The following is a 22,428-nucleotide window of genomic DNA, read 5'->3' on the forward strand; positions in this document are numbered from 1 at the left end:
GACCCTCTCAGCCTTCTCACTGTCCCGCCCCCGCTTCCCGTCACCGCGCCACACATGCTCCTCATCCCGTATCTGCTGGTGAGAGGATAACCGCACAATATTAATGAGATTAATTATCATTTACACATCATCCAGTGATCACTACAATGCCTGCCGACCGACTTGGTGATTATCCAATTGAACCTTTTCTGGTCCTGGTTTCACGCGGGATGCGATGAGACCGCCCCATCGATTCACCCAAAGGATGAATGCATCTTCTTACTAAAAGAGTTCAGGCCAACATGATAACAATGCACCGCAACAAGCTGACCACGCTCATTCTCGCCGCCCTCGCATCACACGCCTATGCCGCCGAGCAGGAGGTCATGGTCGTGACCGCCTCCGGCTTCCAGCAGAAGATCGAGGATACCGCCGCCTCCATCTCGGTGGTGACCCGCGAGCAATTGGAGAAACGCGCCTATCGCGACGTGACCGACGCCCTGAAGGATGTGCCCGGGGTGGTGATCACCGGCGGTGGCAGCAGCAGCGATATCAGCATTCGTGGCATGGGCTCCAAGTACACGCTGATGCTGGTCGACGGTAAACGGGTCGACAGCCGTGGCACCCGTCCCAACAGCGACGGCCCCGGCATCGAGCAGGGCTGGCTGCCGCCGCTGCAGGCGATCGAGCGGATCGAAGTGGTGCGTGGCCCCATGTCCTCCCGCTACGGCTCTGACGCCATGGGCGGCGTCATCAACGTCATCACCCGCAAAACCGCCAGCATGACGGCCTGGCAGGGCTCGCTGCATGCCGATTCGACCTTCCAGGAGAACAAGGAGTCCGGCGACATCTTCCAGACCAACGCCTATACCGCCGGCGCCCTGGTGGATGGACTGCTGGGGATGCGGGTGAACGGCCAGCTCTCCCACCGTGGCGAGGATCAGTTCCAGAACGGTTTCGCCGAGCAGGAGATGCGCAGCGGTACGGCCGTCTTCAGCCTGACCCCGGACGAGCACAACCGCTTCGATTTCGAGGCCAGTCGCGGTCTGCAGGATCGCAACCGCACGCCGGGTGAATCGCTCTCGGCCAAGTCAAAGCCCAGCCTGAGCACCTACGAGCGCACCAACTTCGCCATCACCCACGACGGCCGCTATGACTTCGGCTCCTCCACCAGCTACCTGCAGCGGGAAGAGAACACCAACCCCGGCCGCCAGATGAAGCTCATCAACACCATCGCCGATACCCACACCCAGTTTGAACTGGGGGCTCACTATCTGAGCGTGGGCGGCCAGTACCGCTACGAGGATCTGCAGGATCAGGGCAACCAGCTCAACGTGGCCAACCGCGCCAATCAGCTGACCCGCTGGAGCTGGGCCATGTTCGTGGAAGATGAGTGGTCGCTGACCGACACCTTCGCCCTGACCGGCGGCGTGCGGATGGATCAGGACCAGAACTACGGCACCCACTGGAGCCCGCGTCTGTACGGGGTCTGGCACCTGGCCGAGTCCTGGACGCTGAAAGGGGGCGTCTCCACCGGCTATCGTTCACCGGATCTGCGCATGTCGGCCGCCAACTGGGGCCAGGCCACCGGCGGTGGCACCCAGGACGGCATGCTGGTCGGCAGCCCGGAACTGAAACCGGAAACCAGCGTGAGCCAGGAGATCGCCCTGCTGTGGGATGGTCAACAAGGCTTGAACACAGGGCTGACCCTGTTCAATACCGACTTCGAGGACAAGATCTCCGAGATCCGCCGCTGCGAAAGCAAGAGCAACCCCTCCTGCACCCTGAACGGTCACACCTATGACTTCATCAGCGACCGCATCAACGTCGACAAGGCGAACATGCGCGGGGTGGAAGGCACAGCCAACTGGACCATCAACGACGCCTGGTCGCTGGCCTCCAGCTACACCTTCACCCAGTCCGAGCAGAAGAGTGGGGCGATGGAAGGCAAGCCGCTGAACCAGATGCCGCGCCACATGTTCAACACCACGGTCGACTGGCAGACCACCGAGACCGTCAGCCTCTGGTCACGGGTCAACTTCCGCAGCAAGACCTCCGATTACCTGAGCCGGGTCAAGATGGCCGAGGGCAGCCCCTCCTACACCTTCTTCGACACCGGTCTGGTCTACAAGGCCAACGAACACCTGGATGTCACCGCCGGCGTCTACAACCTGTTCGACAAGACGGTGGATTACACCAGCTTCGGTACCGTGCTGGATGGTCGCCGCTACACCCTGGGCATGACCTACAACTTCTGATGACCCGCCGCCGCCCGCTCTGGGCGGCGGTTTTTTATTTCCCCGCCTCGCCAGCCGCCTCTTTCACGTAGCTGGCCGCCTGCCAGGTGTTGCGCCCCTGCGATTTGGCGCCATACATCAGCTGATCCGCCTGCAACAACACCCGTCGACCTTCTGCCCCACCTCCTGCCGGCACCCACACCGCCCCCGTGCTGATGGAGATGCCGAGCGCCCCGGCGCTGGTTGGCAACTTGTGGCTATTGACCTCCCGCCCGATCCTGGCTGCCCACTGCTGCAGCGTCGCCATGTCCGCCACCAGCAGGCTGATGCAAAACTCCTCCCCGCCGATGCGGGCAAACAGGGCGCTGGCGGGCAGCACCCGCTGTACCTGCGCCACCATGGCCGACAACACCTCGTCCCCGACCCCGTGGCCGAAGTGATCGTTGATCCCCTTGAAGCGATCGAGGTCGAACAGCAGCAGGGCCGAGGCCTGACCGCTGGCCAGCCGCTGCTCCAGCAGTGGCAAAAAGGCGCGCCGGTTGAGGATGCCGGTCATGGAGTCGGTGCCGGCAAGGCGCTCCAGTCTGGCGTTGGCCTGGATAAGCTCAGCGGTACGGCTCGCCACCGCCCGCCGCAACTGGATGATGTAGGCCATCAGCACCAGGCCGCCGATGGCCAGCAGCCAGGGCCAGAGGTGGACCGGGTAGACGGTCTCGATGTGCATCCACTTGCGGACGATCCGCTCCCGATCGGCCTCGCCGATGCGGGCAAAACCCTGCTCCAGCTCCTGCTGCAGCGCCTGGTTGCCCTTGGCGACGGCGAAGCGGATCTCGTCGCTGTAGAGATGGCGCACCGGGATGAAGCGGGTGGGATCCGCCGAGGTGTAGATGTAGAAGTTGGCTACCTGCAGATCGGCGATGAAGGCATCCAGCTCGCCACTGAAGGCCGCCCGCAGCATGGCGTCGTTGTCATCGAAGGTGCGCAGGCGCGTGGTGGGGAAGTGCTTGCGGGCGTAGTACTCCTCGTAGCCCCCCGTCACCACCCCCACGCTCTCGTGCAACAGGTAGTAGTTCACGTCCGAGCCGCGCAGGGAGTTGGCGAAGAAGAGCTGGGAGTCGACATGGGAGAGGGCCTGACCGTAGTCGTAGACCAGATTGCGCTCCGGCGACCAGAGCAGGCCGCCATGGACATCGGCCTGGCCGTTGCGAACCAGGTCCAGCGAGGCCTGCCAGTCCACCAGCTTGAACTGGATCGGGCGACCGGTAACCCTGCCATATTCGCGCCACAGATCGATCAGCAGGCCATCGGGCTCCCCCTCTTCATTGAGATAGGAGAAGGGCTGCCAAGCCTTGGAGTTGGTCACGATGAGCGGCTTGGGCGGCGTATTTGCCAACACGGGCCACGCCTGTGCCAAGAGCAACAACCACACCCCGCACCAGACTCGCCACCGAAAACCAGAATCGCCCGCCATCCCTGCACCAACCTTGCTGTTTGGCCGTCTGTGCGGCCATCGATTATCGCCACCTTCAGCATAGAAGAACAAGCATGAGCGAGTATGAAATAGGCGTGATTTCAGTCAGATAAGTGCAAGATAAAAAACGGGGAGGCGGCTCGTCGCCATCCTCCCCGCCCTGCTCCCGCCGCTCTTACAGCGGCAGGCTGATGCGCGCTTCCAGCCCGCCCTGCTCCCGGTTGTGCAGGGTCAGCTCGCCGCCGTGCTGGTGCACCAGGGTGCGAGCGATGGAGAGCCCCAGCCCCACGCTGCCGGATTCGGTGTTGCGGGCCTCATCGAGCCGCACGAACGGCTTGAACACATCCTCCAGCCTGGCCGGATCGATGCCGGGCCCCTGATCGCAGACCCGGATCACCAGCTCGCTGTCGGTACGCTCCAGCGACACCTCGGCGCTGCCGGCATACTTGATGGCGTTGCCGATAAGATTTTGCAGCACCCGGCGCAGGGTATTGGCGCGGCAGGCGTAGACCTGCTTGCCCTCGGCCAGGCAGGTGACCGGCTGGCCGGTGTCGGCATAGTCGTCGCACAGGCTCTCCAGCAGGCTGACCAGATCCAGCTCCCGGGTCGCCTCCTGCTGCCCCTCCTCCCGGGCGAAGCTGAGGGTCGCCGCCAGCATCTGCTCCATCTGCTGCAGGGTCTGCTGGATCCGCTCCTTGTCCTCCCCCTCGTCCAGAAACTCGGTGCGCAGCCGCAGGCTGGTGATGGGGGTACGCAGGTCGTGGGAGATGGCCGCCAGCATCCGGGTTCTGTCCTGCACGAAACGATCGAGCCGGGTGTGCATGCGGTTGAACGCCTGGATGGATTCGCGCACCTCGGTCGGCCCCTCTTCCCGCAGCGGCTCTATGTCCTCGCCACGGCCGAGCCGATCCGCGTTGGCAGCCAGCTGCTTGAGCGGCAGGGTGGCGCGGCGGAACAGCCAGATCATCAGGCCGATCACCAGGCTCGCCACCAGCATCAGGTTGAGGGTGGTCTGCCAGGACCAGCTGGCCGACTCCTTGTCCACCAGCGAGCTGAACTGCAGCCAGCCACCGCGCGGCAGCTGGATGGAGCCGTACAGCCGCATGTCCTGCGGCGGCGGCATCCCCTTGCGATCCTTCATCATCCGGCTGTGGTGCTGCCACGCACGGCTGCGCTGGGCATCCTGCTTGAGCTCGGCGCTGATCTCCACCATCAGGGTCGAGGGGTAGCCCAGCCGGGAGCGCACCAGTTGCTCGAAGCGGGGGCTGCGGTTGTCCGGTTGCAGCGGCTCGTCGGCGATGCGCAGCAGCAGGGTCTCGCTGCGGCTCGCCTTGATGATCTCGTCATAGAGGGAGGGGGGCGAGAGGGCCAGCAGCCGCACCACGGAGACGATGCGCTGCATGGCGTTGCGGCTGTTGATGTAACCGAGCGCCTCCTCCCTGTCCGAGCGGTAGATCTGGATGCTGAGCAGCTGGATCAACACCAGCCCGGCCAGCGCCACCAGGATGATCTGGCCGGTCAGCCCCTTGGGCCACAGCTTCGACCAGCCACGCTTGAGGATCCCCACGGCCTTATACCTGGGTCACATCGGCGGCGAACAGGTAACCACCGCCCCAGATGGTCTTGATCAGCTCCGGGTTCTTGGGATCCCGCTCCAGCTTGCGCCGCAGCCGGCTCACCAGGGTGTCGATGGCCCGGTCGAACGCCACCGCCTCGCGGCCACGGGCCAGATCCAGCAGTTGATCCCGGCTCAGCACCCGCTGCGGCCGCTCCAGAAAGACCCGCAGCAGGTCGAACTCGGCGGTGGAGAGGCTCAAGCCCACCCCTTCCTCATCCACCAGCTCGCGCCGGTTGATGTCGAGCAGCCAGCGATCGAAGCGCAGATCCCGGGTCAGCGTCTCCGCCGCCGGCTGCGGCTCGACCTGGGTGCGGCGCATCACCGCCTTGATGCGGGCCAGCAGCTCGCGCGGATTGAACGGCTTGGCGAGGTAGTCGTCGGCCCCCATCTCCAGCCCTATGATGCGGTCGGTCTCCTCCCCCATGGCGGTGAGCATGATGATGGGCAGGCTTGACTTGGCCCGCAGCTCGCGGCAAAGGGTCAGGCCGTCTTCCCCCGGCATCATCAGATCCAGCACCAGCAGATCGAACTCCCGCTCCTCCAGCAGCCGCTTCATCTCCTTGCCATCCCGGGCACAACTGACCCGCAGGCCGTGCTGTTCCAGAAAACGCTTCAGCAGATCGCGGATCTCGCTGTGATCGTCGACCACCAGAATGTGGGTGCTGCTTTGGTTCATGAGGCCTCTCCTGTTAGAGCTGGCACGAGTATACGAAAATCTGCCGGGCGGTTTGTGTCAAAGTGTGCCAGATCAGCAAGATGCCACACTCTGCTACAAAAAAGCGCCCGTTCGGCAAAGTTGAGACACAAGCCGGCTGTTTACTGTGGCCATCCAATCGGTTGCAGGAGTAGACAGGCCATGCTGGCCCTCACCACCCCCTTGCTGCTGGCCTTTGCCGCCAGCGAAGCCCTTGCCAGAAAGGCGAGCGGCAGCTCACCCCAACCGGCGAGCCCCCCGGACCACCAGCAGACATCCCCCGCCGACAGGGCCCCCGGCCGCTGCGACGCCAAGGGAGCGACCAAACCCCCTTCGTCATGATGTGCGGCTGCCAGGCGGCGCTGCGCACCCTGACCTTTCTGCCGCCATCTTGCGGCGAGTCATACCAAGGAGACCAATATCATGATCAACAAGAGCCTGACTCTGTTAATGCTGGCCGGCCTGGCCCACACCGGCCTGGCCCAGGCAGCCCTCCCCGCCGACGTCAGTGCCGCCCCCGGTCTGCTGTTCGTCAACTGGCACGATGCCGTCAGCAGCAATGAGGCGCACCCCACCCTGGTGATCCGCAACGCCACCGGCGACGTGCTCAAGCGGGTGCCTGCCACGTTGCAGGGGATGCAGCAGGTGCGTCTGCCGATGCGGGCCCAGGGTGACCTGACCCTCAGCCTGGACGGCGAGAGCAGCAGCTATCGCATGCCCTACAGCGTCGGCAGCGGTCGCCAGCGCTAAGCCCGCCCCAGCCTAAAAATACCCCGCCAGCGGGCGACGCTGACGGGGTATTTTTATTTCCCGTTCGGCATGCGTCCGGTCAAGCCCTGTACAGCGTCACCGTGTCACACTCTGCTACAAAATAGGCTTCAACTGGCAAAGTTCAGACACCAGTCTGGTGTTTACTTGAGGTCAAGGCGAGCAAGCCGACCCCGAACTCAATCCGCAAGGAGATAGACCATGAAAAACCTGACCAAGACTCTGCTGACCGCCACCCTGATCCTTGGCCTGCCGCTCGGCGCCTATGCCGCCAGCGAAGCCGTCACCACCGCCCAGCCCGGCATGATGACCGACTGCCCGATGGATGGCAGCGGCATGATGGGCGGCAAGCACCATGGCGGCCGCCACGACAAGATGGCCCGCATGCAGAACATGACGCCGGAGCAGATCCAGACTCACCTGCAGCAGCGCTACGACAAGATCGAAGACCCGGCTAAGAAGGCCGAGTTCGTGAAAAACCTGAGCCTGCGCGCCGACGGCATGACCAAGCACGCCGAAGCGATGAAGCAGTTCGCCGAAGCGCATCAGTAATTCGACAAGCAGCAAAAAGGGGCCCGTGGGCCCCTTTTTTCATGCACGTCGTTCAGACTCAAGCCTTGGTCTTGTCGACCAGGTTCAGGGTCTTGACGGTCTCGCCTTCGAACTTGATAAGCACGTTCTTCTGAGCGGCTTCGGCATCCTTGAACAGGGTCTTGGAGGTCTCTGCCAGCATGGGAGATACCTTGTTCAGGGCGCCCAGGTCATAGGTCCACACTTCCAGACCGGCTTCGGTCTTGGTGCTGGCCGGTGCGCCCAGCTTGTCCTTGATGGCCTGCTTGTTGGAGCCGCCTTCCTTGATGTCCAGCGCCTTCTTGATCGCTTCATTGGAGGCGCTGTCCATGGCGGTGCCGGCCATCTCTTTGGCAGTGCTGGTCACGCTGCTGGTCACTGTGTCGGTCAGGGAATCCATCAGACCGGCGTTGGCCATCAGGGGCAGTGCAGTCAGGGCAACCAGGATGCTCTTTTTCATCGTTTCATCTCTCGCGGGGGATTAAAGAGCGCGCATCAGACCAGCGTACTCGTACGGAGTCAAGATGAGGGGGCGGTCAAGACGCATTCGGGGGGGATAACCAGAATAATCCGACATGGCGGCGAGCTCACCGGACCGCCGACGCCGGCTATGGACGGACTACTCGCAGATCTGGTTCTTGCCTGTCAGCTTGGCCTGATAGAGGGCACGATCCACCCGCACCATCAGCTGACTCATGGGCTCGTCCGGCTGGTACTCGGCCAGCCCGAAGCTCATGGTGATGTCGAAGTGCTGGCAGACCCGCGACTGCACCAGCAGCTCCCGCAGCTTGTCGGCGACCAGCCGGCCATCGGCCCGGCCGGTATTGGGCAGCACCACCATGAACTCGTCACCGCCCCAGCGGGCAATCAGATCTATTTCACGGATGTGGCTGCGCACCAGCGCCACTATGTTGATCAGGGTCTGATCTCCGGCATGGTGACCGTGGTTGTCGTTGATCAGCTTGAAGTCATCCACGTCCATGGCGATGACGCAGAAGGGCTGCTGGAAGCGCTTGGCCCGCTGACACTCCTGGCGAATGGCCCGCTCCAGCCGGTAGCGGCTGGCAGCACCGGTCAGGGTATCGGTCTCCGCCAGCTGGCGGTTCTCCTCCGCCTTCTGCTGCAACGCCTCGTTGAGCCGCACCAGTTCGGCGGTGCGCTCGGCAATCTGCTGCTCCAGGGTGTGATTGCGCCGCTCCAGCTGCTCCAGCAGCAGCTTCTGGGCATGGATGTTGCGGTGGGCGCCGATCATCCGGGCCACCGACCCATCCGGGTTGCGGGCGATGATGCGGCCATAATCCTCGATCCAGAGGTAATCACCATCCTGCCTGCGGCAGCGATACTCGACCCGGTAGTCGGGGGCGGCGCCGCTCAGATAGGCATCGAAGCTGGCCATCACCCGATCCATGTCATCGGGGTGGATCACGCTCTCCCAGGTGAAGACGTTGTTGCCCAGCGTATGGGGCTCGTAACCCAGCATCTGATACCAGCCCGGGTTGCGATAGACGAAGCCGGTATTGGCATTCCAGTCCCAGATCCCGTCGCTCACCACCGCCAGAATACCGTGTATCACGGCCTCGCTGACGTCCGAGATCCTGATCGTATCGCTGTCCTGCAGCATGGAGACCATCCTTGTCTTGCCGCCCCGCAGGGTGCGGGGCATTCCAGTCTGATGTTGAGAAATGACAGCGGCAGACGGCTGCACAGCCCGCTATCCGTTGATCGATGAAAACCGCCCCGCTTGTTCCGGTTATCGGCCGCAATCGGGTTCGTCTGAATAACAGTAGCAACCAGTGTGGCTCAATATTTCACCCTTGTCCGGTTTTAAAGGCGGGATGATGCAGGCTGCGATAGTGGCTGGGCGCCAGGCCGTGCTGACGTTTGAAGGCGGTGGAGAAGTGGTACTCGTTCTTGAAGCCGCACTGCTCGGCCAGCCGCTTCACCGAGTCGGCCCGGCTGGCCAGCAGGAGCGCCGCCCGTTGCAGCCGCAGCCGTTGCAGCAGCGCCATGGGCGCCAGCGCAAAGTGCTGCTGGCAGAGCCGGTAGAGCTGGCGTTCGGAGAGGTGCAGGGCGCCGGCCATGCGCGCTATGTCCCACGGCTCGGTCAGCGCCTCTTTGAGCAGCAATTCGAGGCGCAGCGCCAGCCGCTCGCCACGCCGCTGCCCCTCCCCCTTTTGCAACAGACGGCGCAGGTAAAAGCCAAGCTGCTCTACCAGCAGGGCGCTGAGCAGCGGGTCCTGATGGCGCTCCTGCTCCGCATAGAGGTTCTCGATCGTGCGCAGCACAGTGGCCTGCTGGGAGGTGCAGCCAAGCCGGGGGTGGCTGGCGAAGGCATCCCAGGGGGAATCCTTGCGCAGCAGCAGCCACACCAGCGCCCACTCGTCCGTCTCACTCAACGGCTGATCCAACGGCTCATTAACCTGCTCACCAAGCTGGTAGCAGAGCGGCTCCCCGGCCGGGATCAGCGCCCACTCGCCCACCTGCAACCGCTCGCGGCGATCGCCCACCAGCACCTCCCCCTCTCCCCCCAAAGTCAGCAGAAAACAGTGCACATCGGCAAAGCGGCGCGCGATGCGGTAACGGGTCTTGAGACGGGGATAGCCCGCCAACCACACCTGCTCCTGTGCGAGGGCTGGTAACAGGCTGTCACAGCAGATCTGCTCGCGGCAGTCGGGGGAGACATCGACAAGATCGGTGTTGGCAGTTTCAGACATCATCAGGACGGGCTCAGCCATGTCGAAGGGACAGGCCCCAGCATAGCATTAAGGGCATCAAGTCACAGGAGACAAGCCATGCATATCCATCATGTCGCTATCTGGGCGCAGGATCTGGAGGCACTCAAGGCATTCTACTGCACCCTGTTTGGCGGGCAGGCCAATGAGCGCTACCACAATCCGAGCAAACAATTCAGCTCTTACTTCGTGCGTTTCGAAGGGGGCGCCAGCCTGGAGCTGATGCATACCCCCATCCTGTTTCCGGCGGATCTGCATCTGCCGCACCCGCTGCAGGGGCTGGCCCACCTCGCCTTCTCCCTCGGCAGCGTGGAGGAGGTGGACAAGATGACCGCCCGCCTCAAGCTACTCAAAGGCGCCGAGGTGAAGCACCTGGACGGCCCCCGCTGGACCGGCGACGGCTATTACGAAAGCACCTTCCTCGACCCGGAGGGCAACCTGTTGGAGCTGACCATCTAATACCTGAACGATCCCCTCACCCCCTCCCCACGGAAGAGGGGATAAAGCAGCACCGGAAATATGATCGCCAGTCATGTTTATTCGGTTGAAGGCAAAATAGCCAACCACGTAGGTTCGATTAGCGAAGCGTAATCGGACAGCGGTAACGGCATTGCTCCCTTCTCCCGTTTATTAAAAAAGGAGGAGAAGGGCTGGGGATAAGGGACAGGAAAAAGAGATTCCGCGGTAAACGTTGGACTTCATTACGCTCAGCCACAACCTACACAATCGGTAGGTTGGTGCGAAGCCTGCGAAGCCTGCGAAGCCTGCGAAGCCTGCGAAGCCTGCGAAGCCTGCGAAGCCTGCGAAGCCTGCGAAGCCTGCGAAGCCTGCGAAGCCTGCGAAGCCTGCGAAGCCTGCGAAGCCTGCGAAGCCCAACATATGAGACAAGCCTGATGATTTATATTTAATATGACCATTTCTATAAGATAGTCATGTTAGAAACACTTTTTCAGAATACCCATCCAGAATAGCCACAATTAAATCCGAAGCCGCTGTCTGGACATGGACAGTGAATAAATCTATTTCAGACTGTGATATAGGTATTCCCTCATCCCCATGTGCGACCGAGTTTCTAAATCGCAGCAACTTATTCAATGGGCTTTCATGTATTACTGACAGTTGACGAAGGTTGAGTTTGTTGAGAATCCCGTTGACAACTTTCAGATTGGCATTAGATTCAGTATTAATGCTTGTGCTAAAAACAACGTTATTTCTATAACAAGAGAAAATATCTTTAGTTATTTTCTTAACCGTATCAAAATCTGTTTTTGGTTTTTTAAAAGCAACCAATTGATCTATTTGATAGGCAATGTAATTATCGTGTAATTGTTCATATTGAAGCTTTTCATTATTTAATTCTTGCAAATACATGGCAATTACTTTTTTAACAAACTCCTCCCATGATGAATATATAACCAACACTGCTTGTCTTAGCAAGAAGACCTTGTGGTCTTCTTGCATTTTGTATCTTAAATGTATCGTTTTGCTTTTGTACATTCTATCAAGCAAAACGTCAAACTCATTATTTAACGAGTCATTAAATGAGCCTGTACTCAAGAAAATATCTCCAACGCTCTAGTTATACGTTTTTTTACGCGTTCCTTATAGTTAGATGCAACACCAGAAGCTTTTTTAAACTCATCGTCATTTTTCAAAACTTCAATTCGGTCATTTATTTCATTTACCGAAAGTGTTTCATACATATCGATATATTCAGCAATGCCATTGAACACACCATCATACAAACTTGTTGAAAACTGACCATTTTTGCTGCTTAAAGCTGTTCTCCCTATCGGTTTTAACACTTTAACTACTCGTTTGAAAATCCTAGTTTTAGACTTATAGTTGATCTCTTTCTTCGTTGCAGAACGCATATAGTCCGTCATAGACTCCGACAGATTTTTGCTAATGCTTGAATGGTTTTTGAATAGAGAGAAAAATCGCAGAACTAACTCATCCAAATACAATTCACCAGCCTGTTTCTCTGTTGGCTGAATTAACTCAACAAAGTCTTTATCTGCTGCCAATTTCTTAATTAAGTCTGTGAAATCAGCAGATATACCCCTAAATATGCAGTTTCTTATTTCTTGATCTGTGAGAGGAGAGCCACCAGTATTTAGCCGATTAAATAACTCATATCGCATATCATAGTCACTGTCCCACTTCACTACTTCAATTCGGCAAACTGAACGTTTAATATTAAGCTGAAACTTAAGAGGGAATGATGTAATGCTTAATCCTTTAAGACCCTCAACTACGTCACCAGAATCCATTATCCAGTTATTTTTATCCGGTGTATGCTTTAGCATCCCAAAAAATGAAAGTATTGTAGACAACCGTTGCAAACCATCAACAATCTCCCATTTTCCATCGCTATCTTCGGCAACAAAAATTGAAGGTATTGGGATACCAAGCAATAGCGACTCAATGAATTTTGTTCTCTGCGATATGTCCCATCTGAACAGTCTTTGAAACTCTGGATCAATCACCAACTCATTATTTGTGTACATGTTCATTAGTTCGCCAAATGACATGTCTAATCTATCGGCAGAAAGACTATTTCTTCCTTTAAGTATTTCTTTTTCCAAATCTGTCATAATCATCACCCACAAAAAATAGCTGTAATAACAGCACTAAAATTTTAACGGAACAACAATACCGTTATTATTCATACGAATCCAGCATTCACTCCCCCAACCTCTCCGCCAATCCGGAATAACGTTCGGTCTTTTTCCGTACCGCTTGGGCCAGCAGGGCGCGATCGCCGTAGAGATCGAGCCGCGCCTTGGCGCGGGTGATGCCGGTATAGACCAGCTCACGGGTCAACAGCGGGCTGGGGCTGTCGGGCAGCACCAGCACGGTATGGGCAAACTCGGAGCCCTGGGATTTGTGGATGGTCATGGCGTAGACGGTCTCGTGGGGTGGCAGACGGCTTGGCAAAAGCGCCCGCAGGGTGCCATCCGGCTGCTCGAACCAAACCTTGAGCCGCCCGCTTTCATCGGGCAGGCAGAGCCCCATATCGCCGTTGTAGAGGCCGACCCCGTGATCGTTGCGCACCACCATCACCGGGCGACCGGCATACCAGTCACCATCGCGGGCAATCAGGCCGGCCCGTGACAGGGCCAGTTCGAGCCGTTCATTCAGCCCCAGCACGCCGAACGGGCCATCACGCAGGGCGCAGAGGATCTGGAAGCTGTTGAATGCCTTGAATACGGCGGCGGGATCTTCCCCCGCGCGGGCCGCCTTCAGATAGCTGCCGTAACCGGCTACCCCCTGGGCAATCAGGGCGTCGTAGGCCTCCCCGGCCCATGGGTGCAGGCTGATATCGGCGAATCCTGCGCCCCAGACTGATTCCACCGCCGTGGCATCGCCGCTGTTGCAGGCGCGCGCCAGCTGACCGATGCCCGAATGCTGATCAAAGCGCCAGCTCTTGGCTAGCAAGCAGAGGCTGTCGCGCACGGTCGCCCCTGCGGGTGTGCCCTGCAGGCGGTAGCCAGTCTGGCGGGAGAGCCAATCCGCCTGCGCCGGGCTGATGCCCTGTTCGATAAAGCTGCAGATATCGCCGAGCACAGCCCCCGCCTCCACCGAGGCGAGCTGATCCTTGTCGCCAAGCAGGATCAGGCGGGCGTGGCTCGGCAGCGCATCGAGCAGGCGCGCCATCATCGGCAGGTCGACCATGGAGGCCTCATCCACCACCAGCAGGTCGAGGTGCAGCGGGTTGCCCGCGTGGTGGCGGAACTGGCTGCGCCCCGGAATGACCCCGAGCAGCCGGTGCAGGGTGCCCGCTTCGGTGGGGATCGCCTCAACCCACTCGGGGGGCAGATCGAGGGCCTGCAGGGCAGAGCCGATACTCTCGGTGAGGCGCGCCGCCGCCTTGCCGGTGGGGGCCACCAGCCGGATCGCCGGGGCCTTGCCCGCTTGCAGGCCGGTCTCCACCAGAATAGCGAGCAGCTTGGCGACCGTAGTGGTCTTGCCGGTGCCGGGGCCGCCGGAGATCACCGCAAAGGGGCGCGCCGCCGCGGTGGCCGCCGCCAGCTTCTGACCGTTGCAGCAGAGCGCCTCGGGCACCAGCGTATCCAGCTTGCTCAAGTCGCTCGCCGCCTGGGCACTGGCCAGCAACCCTTCGATGGCGGGCCACTCCACTTCATTGGGGAACACCAGATCCAGATACTTTTCGATAAAGTGGCGGGCCGAGAAGTCGGGGGTGAGGCGGGCCTTGAGCAACGCCCCGAACACCAACCCATAGTCGCGGGCAAACAGCCGCGACAGGGCCGGGGCAATCTCCGGCCATTCGGCACGTTCACTCAAAGCGCGCAGATGGCGGGCCACCCCCTGCTCATGATCGTGGTAACGGGTGAGGTAGAGCCGCCCGTGCCACAGCCGCAGCGGCCAGCGCGGGGTTAGCCCCTCATCCTGTTCCGTACCCACGAGCGGGCTTGCTGCAAACAGGGCGGGCCAGCGGGCAGGATCCGCCAGATCCAGCAACAGATCCCGGCTCTGCTGGGGATCCAGCCCGAACGGCCGCAGGGATCCGGCAGCGAGCATCTCCAGCGGCAAACAGACATGGCCGCGCCCCAGCTCGAAGCAGGTGAGCGCAGCCCCCAGCACCAGCTCGGGGCTGCCGCCAAGGTCTGCCACCAGCCGGGCAAATTGCAGATCCAGCTGGCGGATGCGGCCAGCCAGCGCCAGTGTTTTCAACCGTTCAACCATCATTGCGCTGGCTGCGGTGCTGATCATGGTGCCGCTCATGCTTCTACCTCGTTCAATGCTTGGGATCCCGCTGCTGGCAGCTCACTGCCTTCGCTAAACAACTTATCCAGCCCCAGCACCAGTTCACGGCTCGGGCGGGTATGGAAAATGCCCCCCTGCGGCATGCCACGCAGGAACAGATAGAAAACGCCGCCAAAGTGCTGCTCGAAGTCGTAACCCGGCAGGCGCAGGGTGAGCAGCCGGTGCAACGCCAGCGAGTAGAGCTGGTATTGCAGGTCGTAGCGGTGCTCGGCCATCGCCCGCTCCAGCGCCGGACGACTGTAATCGGCGGGACTCATGCCGAGGTGGTTCGATTTGTAGTCGAGCAGATACCAGCGCCCCTGCCACTCGAACACCAGGTCGATAAAGCCCTTGAGCATCCCCTGCACGGTGGCAAAGCTGAGCGGCTTGTTGCCCCGCGACAACGGGTCGTGCTGCTGGCAGAGGGCGGTCAGCGTCGGTGCCGTCACCCGCCCCATGGGCAGGAAGAACTCCAGCTCCACCTGTTTGCGCTCGGGGGCCAGATCCCGCAGCCGTACCGGCTCACTAAAGCCCGTTTCCAGCGGGGTATCGAGCACCGCCTCCACCTGCTGTTGCAGCACTGGCGCCCAGCTCTCGTCGAAGCCGTCCTGCGCCAGCAAGGTGGCGATATGCTCTGCCAACGGTTCTCCCGCGGCGCTTTGAAAGTCGATGGTCTCGAACAGGCTGTGCAACAGGGTGCCGGGACGCGCCCCTTTCGGGAAGGTGAAGATGGAGGGCTGGGGCGCCTCCTCCGGTTGCTCGGAAGCCAGCGCGGCCGCCTCGGTCACCACCTCGTCATCGAAGCCGGGGTTGGCCAAGACACCTTTGCTGTGACCATGACCCTGCGCCGCCAGCCCGGAGTAGGAGCTGATCCACCAGTCCCGCTCAAGGGAACCGCTAAAGTGGCGCACCTGCGGCTCGCCCAACTGCTCCTCTTCTGGCGGCAGCGGGGCCGGACGGGTGAGCGAGGGCTCACCGACGGCCACCCCGGGCAGCGCCTGCGCCAGCTCGGTCAGCGCGGTCGCCAGCGTCTGCGCATCCCCCTCTTCACCCTTTTGCAGCAGGTAGCCGATGGCGGTGTGGTGCAGGTCGGTCTTCTCCGACTTGCCCGCCCCCGCCCGCACCGGCGCCAGCCCCAGCCAGGTGGCGTAGACGCCCCGGGTCAGTGCCACATAGAGCAGCCGCAGATCTTCGGCTAGGCGCTCGCGGTCGGCCTCCGCCAGGGAGCCCTCGGCGCCGGTCAGATCGAGAATGGTGCGATTGCCCGCCTCGTCCGCCTCGTGATAGAGCGGGGTCTCGGCGGTTCTGTGGCTGCAGATAAAGGGCAGGAATACCAGCGGGTACTCCAGCCCCTTGGATTTGTGGATGGTGACGATCTGCACCAATTTCCGCTCGGATTCGAGGCGCAGTACCTGCTCCGCATCTTGTCCGTTGGGGCGGCTCACCGCCTCCCCCAGCCAGCGCAGCAGAGCATATTCGCCGTCCAGCTCGCTGCTCACCTGTTGCAGCAGCTCGCCGAGATGGAGGAAGTTGGTCAGCCGCCGCTCGCCATAGGGACTCGCCAAAAGCGAAGAGGCGAGATTGCGCCGGTGCAGCAGGGCCCGCAGCATCGCCAGCACGCCGCGGCGATGCCAGATCTTGCGGTACTCCATAAACTCCTGCACCGCGCTCTCCCACGCCCGCTCGTCGCTGGCCAGCCCATCGAGCGCCCTGGCATCCAGATCAAACAGGCCGGTCGCCAGCGCTGCCCGCAGGCTGCGCTCCTCGCTCGGGTTCTGGCAGGCGTGCAAAATCAGCAAAATCTCCCGCGCCTCCACCTGCTCCAGCACGCTCTCGCGGTTCGACAGATAGACGGAGGCGATGGCGAGCCGCGCCAGCTCCTGCTGCACCAGCTTGCCCTCAGCGCCGGTGCGCACCAGCACGGCGATATCTCCGGCCTTCACCGCCTTGTCACCTATCAGCGCCTTGCCCTCGCGGGCCAGAGTCAGCAGGCGGTGGATCTCGGCGGCGGTGGCGCGGGCCATCTTGCTCTGGTAATCCCCCCGATTGAAGGTGGGCTGGCCGCTCAGCTGCCAGCAGTGGAGCACGGGCGCGGTGGCGCCATCGAGCAGCAGCGCCTTGCTCTTGCCCTGCGCCTCCACCGGCAGGAAGGGGATATCCGCCTCGTAGATAAAGGGATCTTTCGCCCGCTCGAACAGGCCGTTGACCGCCCCCACCAGCGCACTGCTGGAGCGCCAGTTGCGCCCGAGGGTGTAGTGGGCGCTCACATTTCGCCGCGCCTGAATGTAGGTAAAGATGTCCGCGCCGCGAAAGCCGTAGATGGCCTGCTTGGGGTCACCGATCATCAACAGCGCCGTGTCGCTATGGCCACCGTAAAGCCGATGGAAGATGCGGTACTGCTGGGGGTCGGTATCCTGAAATTCGTCGATCATCGCCACCCGGTAGGTGGCGCGAATCCGCTCGCAGAGCCGCTCACCCAGACTGGAGCCGAGCGCCCCGTCGAGATCTTTGAGCAGGTCATCGAACGAGAGCTGATGAGCTTGGCGCTTGCTGGCCTGCATCCGGCTGCGCACTACTTTGGCCGCCCGTTGCAGGATGAGATCCCGAATACCGGGGCGGCTGGCCAGCAGCTGGTCGATCTGGCTGAACAGCGGCAGGGTCGGCACTGCGCCCCCCTTTTTGAGGTTCTCCTCCAGCACCGTCTGGCCGAAGCGCTCCAGCTCCTTGGGAATGGCGTAGCCACTGCCCTCGTCCTGCGCCCAGTCGGCTATCTTGGCAAGCCACCCTTCGTAGTTTTTGCCGGTGTAGCGACTTACTTGCCCATCCGTCTGGCGGCGGATCTCGTCCCCTTGCGCCAGCCATTCACGCTTCACCGCCTCAATGCGGGCCATAGCTGCATGATGGCGAGCGGCGAGGGTCTCGTCCCCCGCCGGCGGGCGCATCTCCAGCTCGCTGTTGTCGAGCCAGCCGTTCATCTCCCGCAGCAGGGCGGCGGGGCTCGGCCAGAGCGCGCGCACCGAACTGGCGAGGGTTTTATCCACCGGATAGAACTCGGATCGCCAGTAGTCGCTCACCGCCTGCAGCCTGAGCTGGCTGTCGTCGGTAAGGAATTCGGTCTCGAAGAGGGCGCCCGACTCGAAGGCGTTCTGCTTGAGCATCCGCTGGCAGAAGCCGTGGATGGTAAAGACCGCCGCCTCGTCCATCTGCCGCTCGGCGGCCAGCAGGCGACGGGCCGCCAGCTCGTGATCGTCTACCTCGACCAGCAATTGGGCCAGCAGGGTGTCACTGCTATGGCCGCGCATAAAGGCGAGGCGCGCCTCGTGAATGCGGCCGCGGATCCGCCCGCGCAGCTCGGCGGTGGCCGCTTCGGTAAAGGTCACCACCAGAATTTCGGTCACTGACAACGGCCGCTCGTGGGCGCTGGGCTGACCGGCATCGGCGCCCTCACCGATCATGGGGCCGTGGCCCAGCAGCAGGCGCAGGTAGAGACCTGCGATGGTATAGGTCTTGCCGGTACCGGCGGAGGCTTCGATCAGTCGTTCACCATGGAGGGGAAAACGCAGGGTATTGAGCGGGTTAGCCATTATTTCAGCTCCTCCAGGGCCTTGAGCAGCGGGGTCAGGTGTTCGCGGGCCAGCGCCTGCAACTGCCCCAGCACCTCGTCATCGAGTTCGGGGAAGCAGCGGGCAACGTAAGGATCAGCACCCTCCCCATTGATCATCCAGCCGCCGTTGAAACGGGTGAGTGCCGCCTTGTCGGCCGCCTCCGGCTTGTCGGGATCCTTCTCGATCGCCTTGAGCCAATCCCATGCGGTGTTGGGGAAGAAGGGCAGCGGCCGCTTCATCCCCTGCGCCCAGCACGCTACCAGCGCCGCCAGCTTGGGCCGCGCCTCGTCGGCAGCGAGCGCAGACAGTCGCAGACTCTGTTTGGCATCGAACAGCAGGGTGTCGCCGGGGGCGCCGCTCAGGCAGAGGCAGAGGTGCTGGATCCAGCCCAGTAGCAGATCCTTGCCGTTGAAGCTGCCGGGTTTAACCACCAGCAAGCGCCCCTTCTGGGTGTCGATCCACCCTTGCAGCTGGCCCTGAGTCAGGGAGATATCGATCTCCACCGCCTGCTTTTCTGACTCATTGGCAGCAACCCAGGGCCGCAGCCGATCCGCCAGCTTGCCCATCTCGGTATCCAGATCGTCCAGCAGCAGGCTGCCGAACCACCCTTGCGGCAACAGACCGGTGAGCTGCAACCGCTCGCGACGCTCGGTGCTATCTCCTTCCGCCAGATGGGCATCGAGCAGCAGATCTTTCAGCTGATAATGTTGCAGGCCATCCAGCTCGAACGGTTCGCTCTCCTCGATGTTGGCTTCATTCAGCTCAAACCACACCTTGAGGCGGCGGTTGAGGAAATATTTGGTGGGCTGGCGATAGAAGCGCAGCAGCTCCGCCAGCTCCAGCCCCTGCTCCTTGCCCCATTCGGGAGGTAAAGGCAGCTCGCCGCTCTGGAAGTTGGCCGCGCCGCGCACCGGATTGAGAGCGGGCAGCCAGTCGGCAGCATAGGTAAAGAGGCGTGAACCCGCCGCCGGGTAGAAGTAGTCGCGACTGTAGGGGGTGAGCGGGTGCGCCACCATCAGGTGGTTGAGCAACCGCTTGCCGGAAGTTTCGTCGTCCAGATCCTCATCCCCCGCCAGCACAAAGCCCTGCCGCACATAGTCGATCAGCTCCGCCAGCAGCACCGACGGCACCTTGTCGCTGTTGTCCTGCGCGCTGAAGCCCTGATAGCTGATATAGAGCCCCTGCTGGGCGCTGAGCAGCGCCTCAAGGAACAGGTAGCGGTCATCATCGCGACGGGAGCGATCCCCACGCCGCGACGCCACCGCCATCAGGTCGAACCCCATGGGGGCCAGGGTGCGCGGGTAGACGCCATCGTTCATGCCGAGCAGGCAGACCTGCTTGAAGGGGATGGAGCGCATCGGCATCAGGGTGCAGAAGTTGACTTGACCGGCGAGGAAGCGCTGGCTGGAGCGGGACTCCCCCAGCACGCTGCCGAGGTAATCCTGCAGCAGGTCGGCGGTAATGGGCTGCTCGAAACGGGCCTCGCCGAGCCGGGCCTGCCACTCGACCAGCTGGCTGCGAATGAGCTGGAGCTGACGCTCTTCATCCTCGTCGGCCAGATAGAAGCGCTCCAGCAGCGCCAGCAGGCAGGCGTTCCACTCGGCCAGCGGCTGCGCCTGTTGCAGGCGGGGCAGGAATTCTGCCAGCGAATCGACAAACCAGGCGAGCTTGCCGAGTGCCAGCCCCTGCTGACCCTCGATATCGGCGTAAGGCAGGATGCCCGCCACCGGCTCGCCATCCCCCATGGCAAAGCCGAGCAGCATGCGGCGCAGGCCGAACAGCCAGCTGTTGCCGGACATGGGCGGCAGATCGAAGCGGACGGGATAGCCGTCATCCAGCCCCCAGCGGATGCCGGTCTCCTGCACCCAGACCCGCAGCTGGTTGAACTCGTCGTCATCCAGCTCGAAACGGCGCAGCACGGCGGGCACCTCGAGAATGGCGAGCAGCTCCCCTGCCCCGAAACGGGCGTTGGGCAGCCTGAGCAGGGCGAGGAAGCTCTGCAGCAGCGGGCTCTCCTGACTCGCCGCCCGATCCGAGACCGCAAACGGGATCTGGCCGCGCGCGCCAAACACCGCCTGAATGTAGGGGCCGTAGCTGTTCACATCCGGCATCATCACCACCACATCTTTCGGAGTGAGGGACGGGTCCTGCTCGAACAGCGCCAGCAGCCGATCGTGCAGCACCTCGAGTTCGCGCATCGGGCCATGGCAGGCGTGGATCTGCAAGGATCCATCCGCCGGGCTGATGGGGCTCTTGTGGTGGCTGCTGTCGAGATCGAACTGACCGGCGCCCCGTTCGGCCAGCTCCAGCACATCCTTCTGGATGGCGCGCAGCAGGCTGACATTGCCCCTAGCGTCCACCTCGTCGATATCGACGAAAGCCTCGATTTGCGGCACCTCCAGCTCCATCAGCTGATGCAGGTAATCGCGCCCCAGCTTGCCCATGGAGGCGAGCAGCGGGTTGGCGGGGCCCTGCAGGGTCTCGATATCGGTGCCGGGTTTGAGCTTGTTCTCCAACCGTGCCAAGGTCTTGCGATCGAGCAGATCCCCCCAGTAGTAGCGGCAGGGGTTGGTGACGAACAGGTGCACCTCCACCTCCGGCCGGCTGCCGAGGGCCAGCAGCGCCTCCACATAGCGCGGCGGCAGCGCCGAGATGCCGAACACGAACACCCGCTGCGGCAGCTTGCCCGGCAGATCGGCGGTGCGCGCCAGCTCGTGGATAAACTCCTCGTAGAGGTTGGCGCGGTGGTAACCACTCGGAGAGAGCGCCAGGGTGCGGGCCACCAGCTCGCGCCACAGCTCCGGCTGCCAATCCTGACCGCTCACCCCGGCCAGCTCCTGACTCAATCCTTCCCCCTCTTCCCAGCGGGCGATCCAGTCCGGCCGGTAGACCAGATACTGGTCAAAGAGATCCGCTACCTTCTGGCAGAGCTGCCACAGCCGTACCTGCTCGGGATCCCTGGCAGGATCCTCCTCATCTCCACCGCTCAGATAGGCGGCGAGCGGGACAAAGGCAGGACGCTCCAGCAAGGCGGGTAGAATGGTCATCAGCTGCCAGCTCATGGAGCCCTTGTTGTAGGGACTCTGGCGCGGCACATCCGCCAGCACCCGGGTAAACATCTCCCAGATAAAGCTGGCGGGCAGCGGAAAGTCGATATTGGCGGCGATGCCGAAGGCCTTGGCCAGCTCCAGCTTGAGCCACTGGGCCATGCCCGGACTCTGCACCAGGATCTGCTCCCGATCGAAGGGGTGAGAGAGGGGCGCCTGCCGGATGCGGCTCACCAGCAGCTCTTTGAGCAGATCCAGCTGATTGGAGTGGTAGAGGGTAAACATGGGCAATTCCCGCCAGAGCAAAAGAAGGGTCAGCGCGGGAAAACCTCAAGGATCCCCGTCACTTCACAGGTATCGGGATTGTCGGGGATCGGGGGGGAAGATGCAAAAGGCGCTTGTTGTCGCCGATCACGTCGCCGTCATCTGCCGCAGGCAAATGTGACGGGCATAAAAAAGCCGGTGCAGTTGCACCGGCCAAAAGGCGTTGGAAAACTCGAACCTGCGGGGTTTACCAGTTCTTGCCGAAGCGGGCATCCAGGCTGAAGGCCCCTGCACCGGCTGCCGCCAGGGCCAGGAAACCACCGGCCACGGAGACGTTCTTCATGAACATCAGCATCTGCATCTGGTCGGCAGGCTGATAGTGGAAAATAAAGGCGGCCATCAGGGTGAAACCGGCCATCAGCACGGAGAGGCTACGGGTAAACAGGCCCAGCATGATGGCGAGGCCACCGCCCAGCTCCAGCAGGATCACCAGCGGCAGGATGAAACCGGGCACGCCCATGGCTTCCATATACCCCTGGGTACCGGCGTAACCGCCGATCTTGCCCCAGCCCGCAATCACAAACATCAGAGCCAGCAGAACGCGACCCACCAGCAGTGCCAAATCTTTCATCTTGTCCATTTCAATATCCTCGTTTTGCGTCACATCACCGCT

The 22,428-nt window shown here is 61.7% G+C and carries 17 protein-coding genes; 5 read left to right on the forward strand and 12 right to left on the reverse strand.

The genetic code is table 11. The annotated features are described in order from the left end of the window. The first annotated feature begins 290 nt into the window (after positions 1–290). Complete coding sequence (locus E5E97_RS02550; RefSeq protein WP_171281191.1) at positions 291–2,237, forward strand: ligand-gated channel protein; 1,947 nt, start codon at positions 291–293, stop codon at positions 2,235–2,237. Positions 2,238–2,271: 34 nt separating this feature from the next. Here the strand turns inward: E5E97_RS02550 and E5E97_RS02555 are convergent, their stop codons facing one another. The 3 genes from E5E97_RS02555 to E5E97_RS02565 form a co-directional block, all read right to left on the reverse strand. After that, a complete protein-coding gene (locus tag E5E97_RS02555; protein WP_171279830.1) occupies positions 2,272–3,759 on the reverse strand; it encodes a transporter substrate-binding domain-containing protein in 1,488 nt (495 codons plus the stop codon). Positions 3,760–3,862: 103 nt separating this feature from the next. Next, positions 3,863–5,254: an ATP-binding protein gene (locus E5E97_RS02560; protein ID WP_017410798.1), complete on the reverse strand. Its 1,392-nt coding sequence runs from the start codon at positions 5,252–5,254 to the stop codon at positions 3,863–3,865. 4 nt (positions 5,255–5,258) lie between these two features. Continuing rightward, on the reverse strand, positions 5,259–5,981 hold the full coding sequence (locus E5E97_RS02565; protein ID WP_011707648.1) for a response regulator: 723 nt from the start codon (positions 5,979–5,981) through the stop codon (positions 5,259–5,261). Positions 5,982–6,161: 180 nt separating this feature from the next. On the opposite strand from E5E97_RS02565, the gene E5E97_RS02570 reads away from it, so the two are divergent. The 3 genes from E5E97_RS02570 (at position 6,162) to E5E97_RS02580 (ending at position 7,319) form a co-directional block, all read left to right on the forward strand. Continuing rightward, complete coding sequence (locus E5E97_RS02570) at positions 6,162–6,341, forward strand: hypothetical protein (protein ID WP_146061144.1); 180 nt, start codon at positions 6,162–6,164, stop codon at positions 6,339–6,341. Positions 6,342–6,422: 81 nt separating this feature from the next. Beyond that, positions 6,423–6,749, forward strand: coding sequence for a hypothetical protein (locus E5E97_RS02575; RefSeq protein WP_076362780.1), 327 nt, complete (start codon positions 6,423–6,425; stop codon positions 6,747–6,749). Positions 6,750–6,968: 219 nt separating this feature from the next. Continuing rightward, positions 6,969–7,319: a hypothetical protein gene (locus E5E97_RS02580; protein ID WP_076362781.1), complete on the forward strand. Its 351-nt coding sequence runs from the start codon at positions 6,969–6,971 to the stop codon at positions 7,317–7,319. 58 nt (positions 7,320–7,377) lie between these two features. Here the strand turns inward: E5E97_RS02580 and E5E97_RS02585 are convergent, their stop codons facing one another. The 3 genes from E5E97_RS02585 to E5E97_RS02595 form a co-directional block, all read right to left on the reverse strand. Beyond that, positions 7,378–7,797 (reverse strand): hypothetical protein, encoded by a 420-nt coding sequence (locus tag E5E97_RS02585; RefSeq protein WP_016352223.1) that lies wholly within the window; start codon positions 7,795–7,797, stop codon positions 7,378–7,380. A 159-nt stretch (positions 7,798–7,956) separates the two neighbouring features. Beyond that, positions 7,957–8,958 (reverse strand): sensor domain-containing diguanylate cyclase, encoded by a 1,002-nt coding sequence (locus E5E97_RS02590; protein WP_171281192.1) that lies wholly within the window; start codon positions 8,956–8,958, stop codon positions 7,957–7,959. Positions 8,959–9,145: 187 nt separating this feature from the next. Further along, positions 9,146–10,054, reverse strand: a complete 909-nt coding sequence (locus E5E97_RS02595; RefSeq protein ID WP_171279831.1) for an AraC family transcriptional regulator — start codon at positions 10,052–10,054, stop codon at positions 9,146–9,148. Between the two features lie 75 nt (positions 10,055–10,129). Between E5E97_RS02595 and E5E97_RS02600 the strand changes: the two genes are divergently transcribed. After that, positions 10,130–10,528, forward strand: a complete 399-nt coding sequence (locus E5E97_RS02600) for a VOC family protein (protein WP_171279832.1) — start codon at positions 10,130–10,132, stop codon at positions 10,526–10,528. A 471-nt stretch (positions 10,529–10,999) separates the two neighbouring features. On the opposite strand, the gene E5E97_RS02610 is transcribed toward E5E97_RS02600, so the two are convergent. From E5E97_RS02610 to E5E97_RS02635, 6 genes are all read right to left on the reverse strand, one after another. Beyond that, the gene (locus E5E97_RS02610) at positions 11,000–11,530 is read right to left on the reverse strand and encodes an MAE_28990/MAE_18760 family HEPN-like nuclease (RefSeq protein ID WP_253265136.1); all 531 of its coding nucleotides are present in this window, start codon (positions 11,528–11,530) and stop codon (positions 11,000–11,002) included. Positions 11,531–11,622: 92 nt separating this feature from the next. Next, a complete protein-coding gene (locus E5E97_RS02615) occupies positions 11,623–12,666 on the reverse strand; it encodes a DUF262 domain-containing protein (protein WP_171279835.1) in 1,044 nt (347 codons plus the stop codon). Between the two features lie 88 nt (positions 12,667–12,754). Continuing rightward, positions 12,755–14,818, reverse strand: coding sequence for an exodeoxyribonuclease V subunit alpha (recD, locus tag E5E97_RS02620; RefSeq protein WP_171279836.1), 2,064 nt, complete (start codon positions 14,816–14,818; stop codon positions 12,755–12,757). Then, a complete protein-coding gene (gene recB, locus E5E97_RS02625) occupies positions 14,815–18,423 on the reverse strand; it encodes an exodeoxyribonuclease V subunit beta (protein ID WP_171279837.1) in 3,609 nt (1,202 codons plus the stop codon). Before recB ends, recD begins: the two co-directional genes overlap by 4 nt. Next, positions 18,423–21,776: an exodeoxyribonuclease V subunit gamma gene (gene recC, locus E5E97_RS02630; RefSeq protein WP_171279838.1), complete on the reverse strand. Its 3,354-nt coding sequence runs from the start codon at positions 21,774–21,776 to the stop codon at positions 18,423–18,425. The genes recB and recC overlap by 1 nt, the downstream gene beginning before the upstream one ends. Positions 21,777–22,002: 226 nt before the next feature. After that, the gene (locus E5E97_RS02635; protein ID WP_016352231.1) at positions 22,003–22,395 is read right to left on the reverse strand and encodes a DoxX family protein; all 393 of its coding nucleotides are present in this window, start codon (positions 22,393–22,395) and stop codon (positions 22,003–22,005) included. Between the last annotated feature and the right edge of the window lie 33 nt (positions 22,396–22,428).

This window comes from Aeromonas sp. 2692-1 (assembly GCF_013085505.1).
GTDB classification, from domain to species: domain Bacteria; phylum Pseudomonadota; class Gammaproteobacteria; order Enterobacterales; family Aeromonadaceae; genus Aeromonas; species Aeromonas hydrophila.

Excerpts from the sequence above, each read along its gene's own strand:
- recD (WP_171279836.1), bottom strand. The coding sequence starts at position 14,818 with ATGAGCGGCACCATGATCAGCACCGCAGCCAGCGCAATGATGGTTGAA.
- E5E97_RS02575 (WP_076362780.1), top strand. The coding sequence starts at position 6,423 with ATGATCAACAAGAGCCTGACTCTGTTAATGCTGGCCGGCCTGGCCCAC.
- E5E97_RS02610 (WP_253265136.1), bottom strand. The coding sequence starts at position 11,530 with ATGCAAGAAGACCACAAGGTCTTCTTGCTAAGACAAGCAGTGTTGGTT.
- E5E97_RS02600 (WP_171279832.1), top strand. The coding sequence starts at position 10,130 with ATGCATATCCATCATGTCGCTATCTGGGCGCAGGATCTGGAGGCACTC.
- E5E97_RS02595 (WP_171279831.1), bottom strand. The coding sequence starts at position 10,054 with ATGATGTCTGAAACTGCCAACACCGATCTTGTCGATGTCTCCCCCGAC.
- recC (WP_171279838.1), bottom strand. The coding sequence starts at position 21,776 with ATGTTTACCCTCTACCACTCCAATCAGCTGGATCTGCTCAAAGAGCTG.
- E5E97_RS02565 (WP_011707648.1), bottom strand. The coding sequence starts at position 5,981 with ATGAACCAAAGCAGCACCCACATTCTGGTGGTCGACGATCACAGCGAG.
- E5E97_RS02550 (WP_171281191.1), top strand. The coding sequence starts at position 291 with ATGCACCGCAACAAGCTGACCACGCTCATTCTCGCCGCCCTCGCATCA.
- E5E97_RS02585 (WP_016352223.1), bottom strand. The coding sequence starts at position 7,797 with ATGAAAAAGAGCATCCTGGTTGCCCTGACTGCACTGCCCCTGATGGCC.
- E5E97_RS02590 (WP_171281192.1), bottom strand. The coding sequence starts at position 8,958 with ATGCTGCAGGACAGCGATACGATCAGGATCTCGGACGTCAGCGAGGCC.
- E5E97_RS02635 (WP_016352231.1), bottom strand. The coding sequence starts at position 22,395 with ATGGACAAGATGAAAGATTTGGCACTGCTGGTGGGTCGCGTTCTGCTG.
- E5E97_RS02570 (WP_146061144.1), top strand. The coding sequence starts at position 6,162 with ATGCTGGCCCTCACCACCCCCTTGCTGCTGGCCTTTGCCGCCAGCGAA.
- E5E97_RS02615 (WP_171279835.1), bottom strand. The coding sequence starts at position 12,666 with ATGACAGATTTGGAAAAAGAAATACTTAAAGGAAGAAATAGTCTTTCT.
- E5E97_RS02580 (WP_076362781.1), top strand. The coding sequence starts at position 6,969 with ATGAAAAACCTGACCAAGACTCTGCTGACCGCCACCCTGATCCTTGGC.
- recB (WP_171279837.1), bottom strand. The coding sequence starts at position 18,423 with ATGGCTAACCCGCTCAATACCCTGCGTTTTCCCCTCCATGGTGAACGA.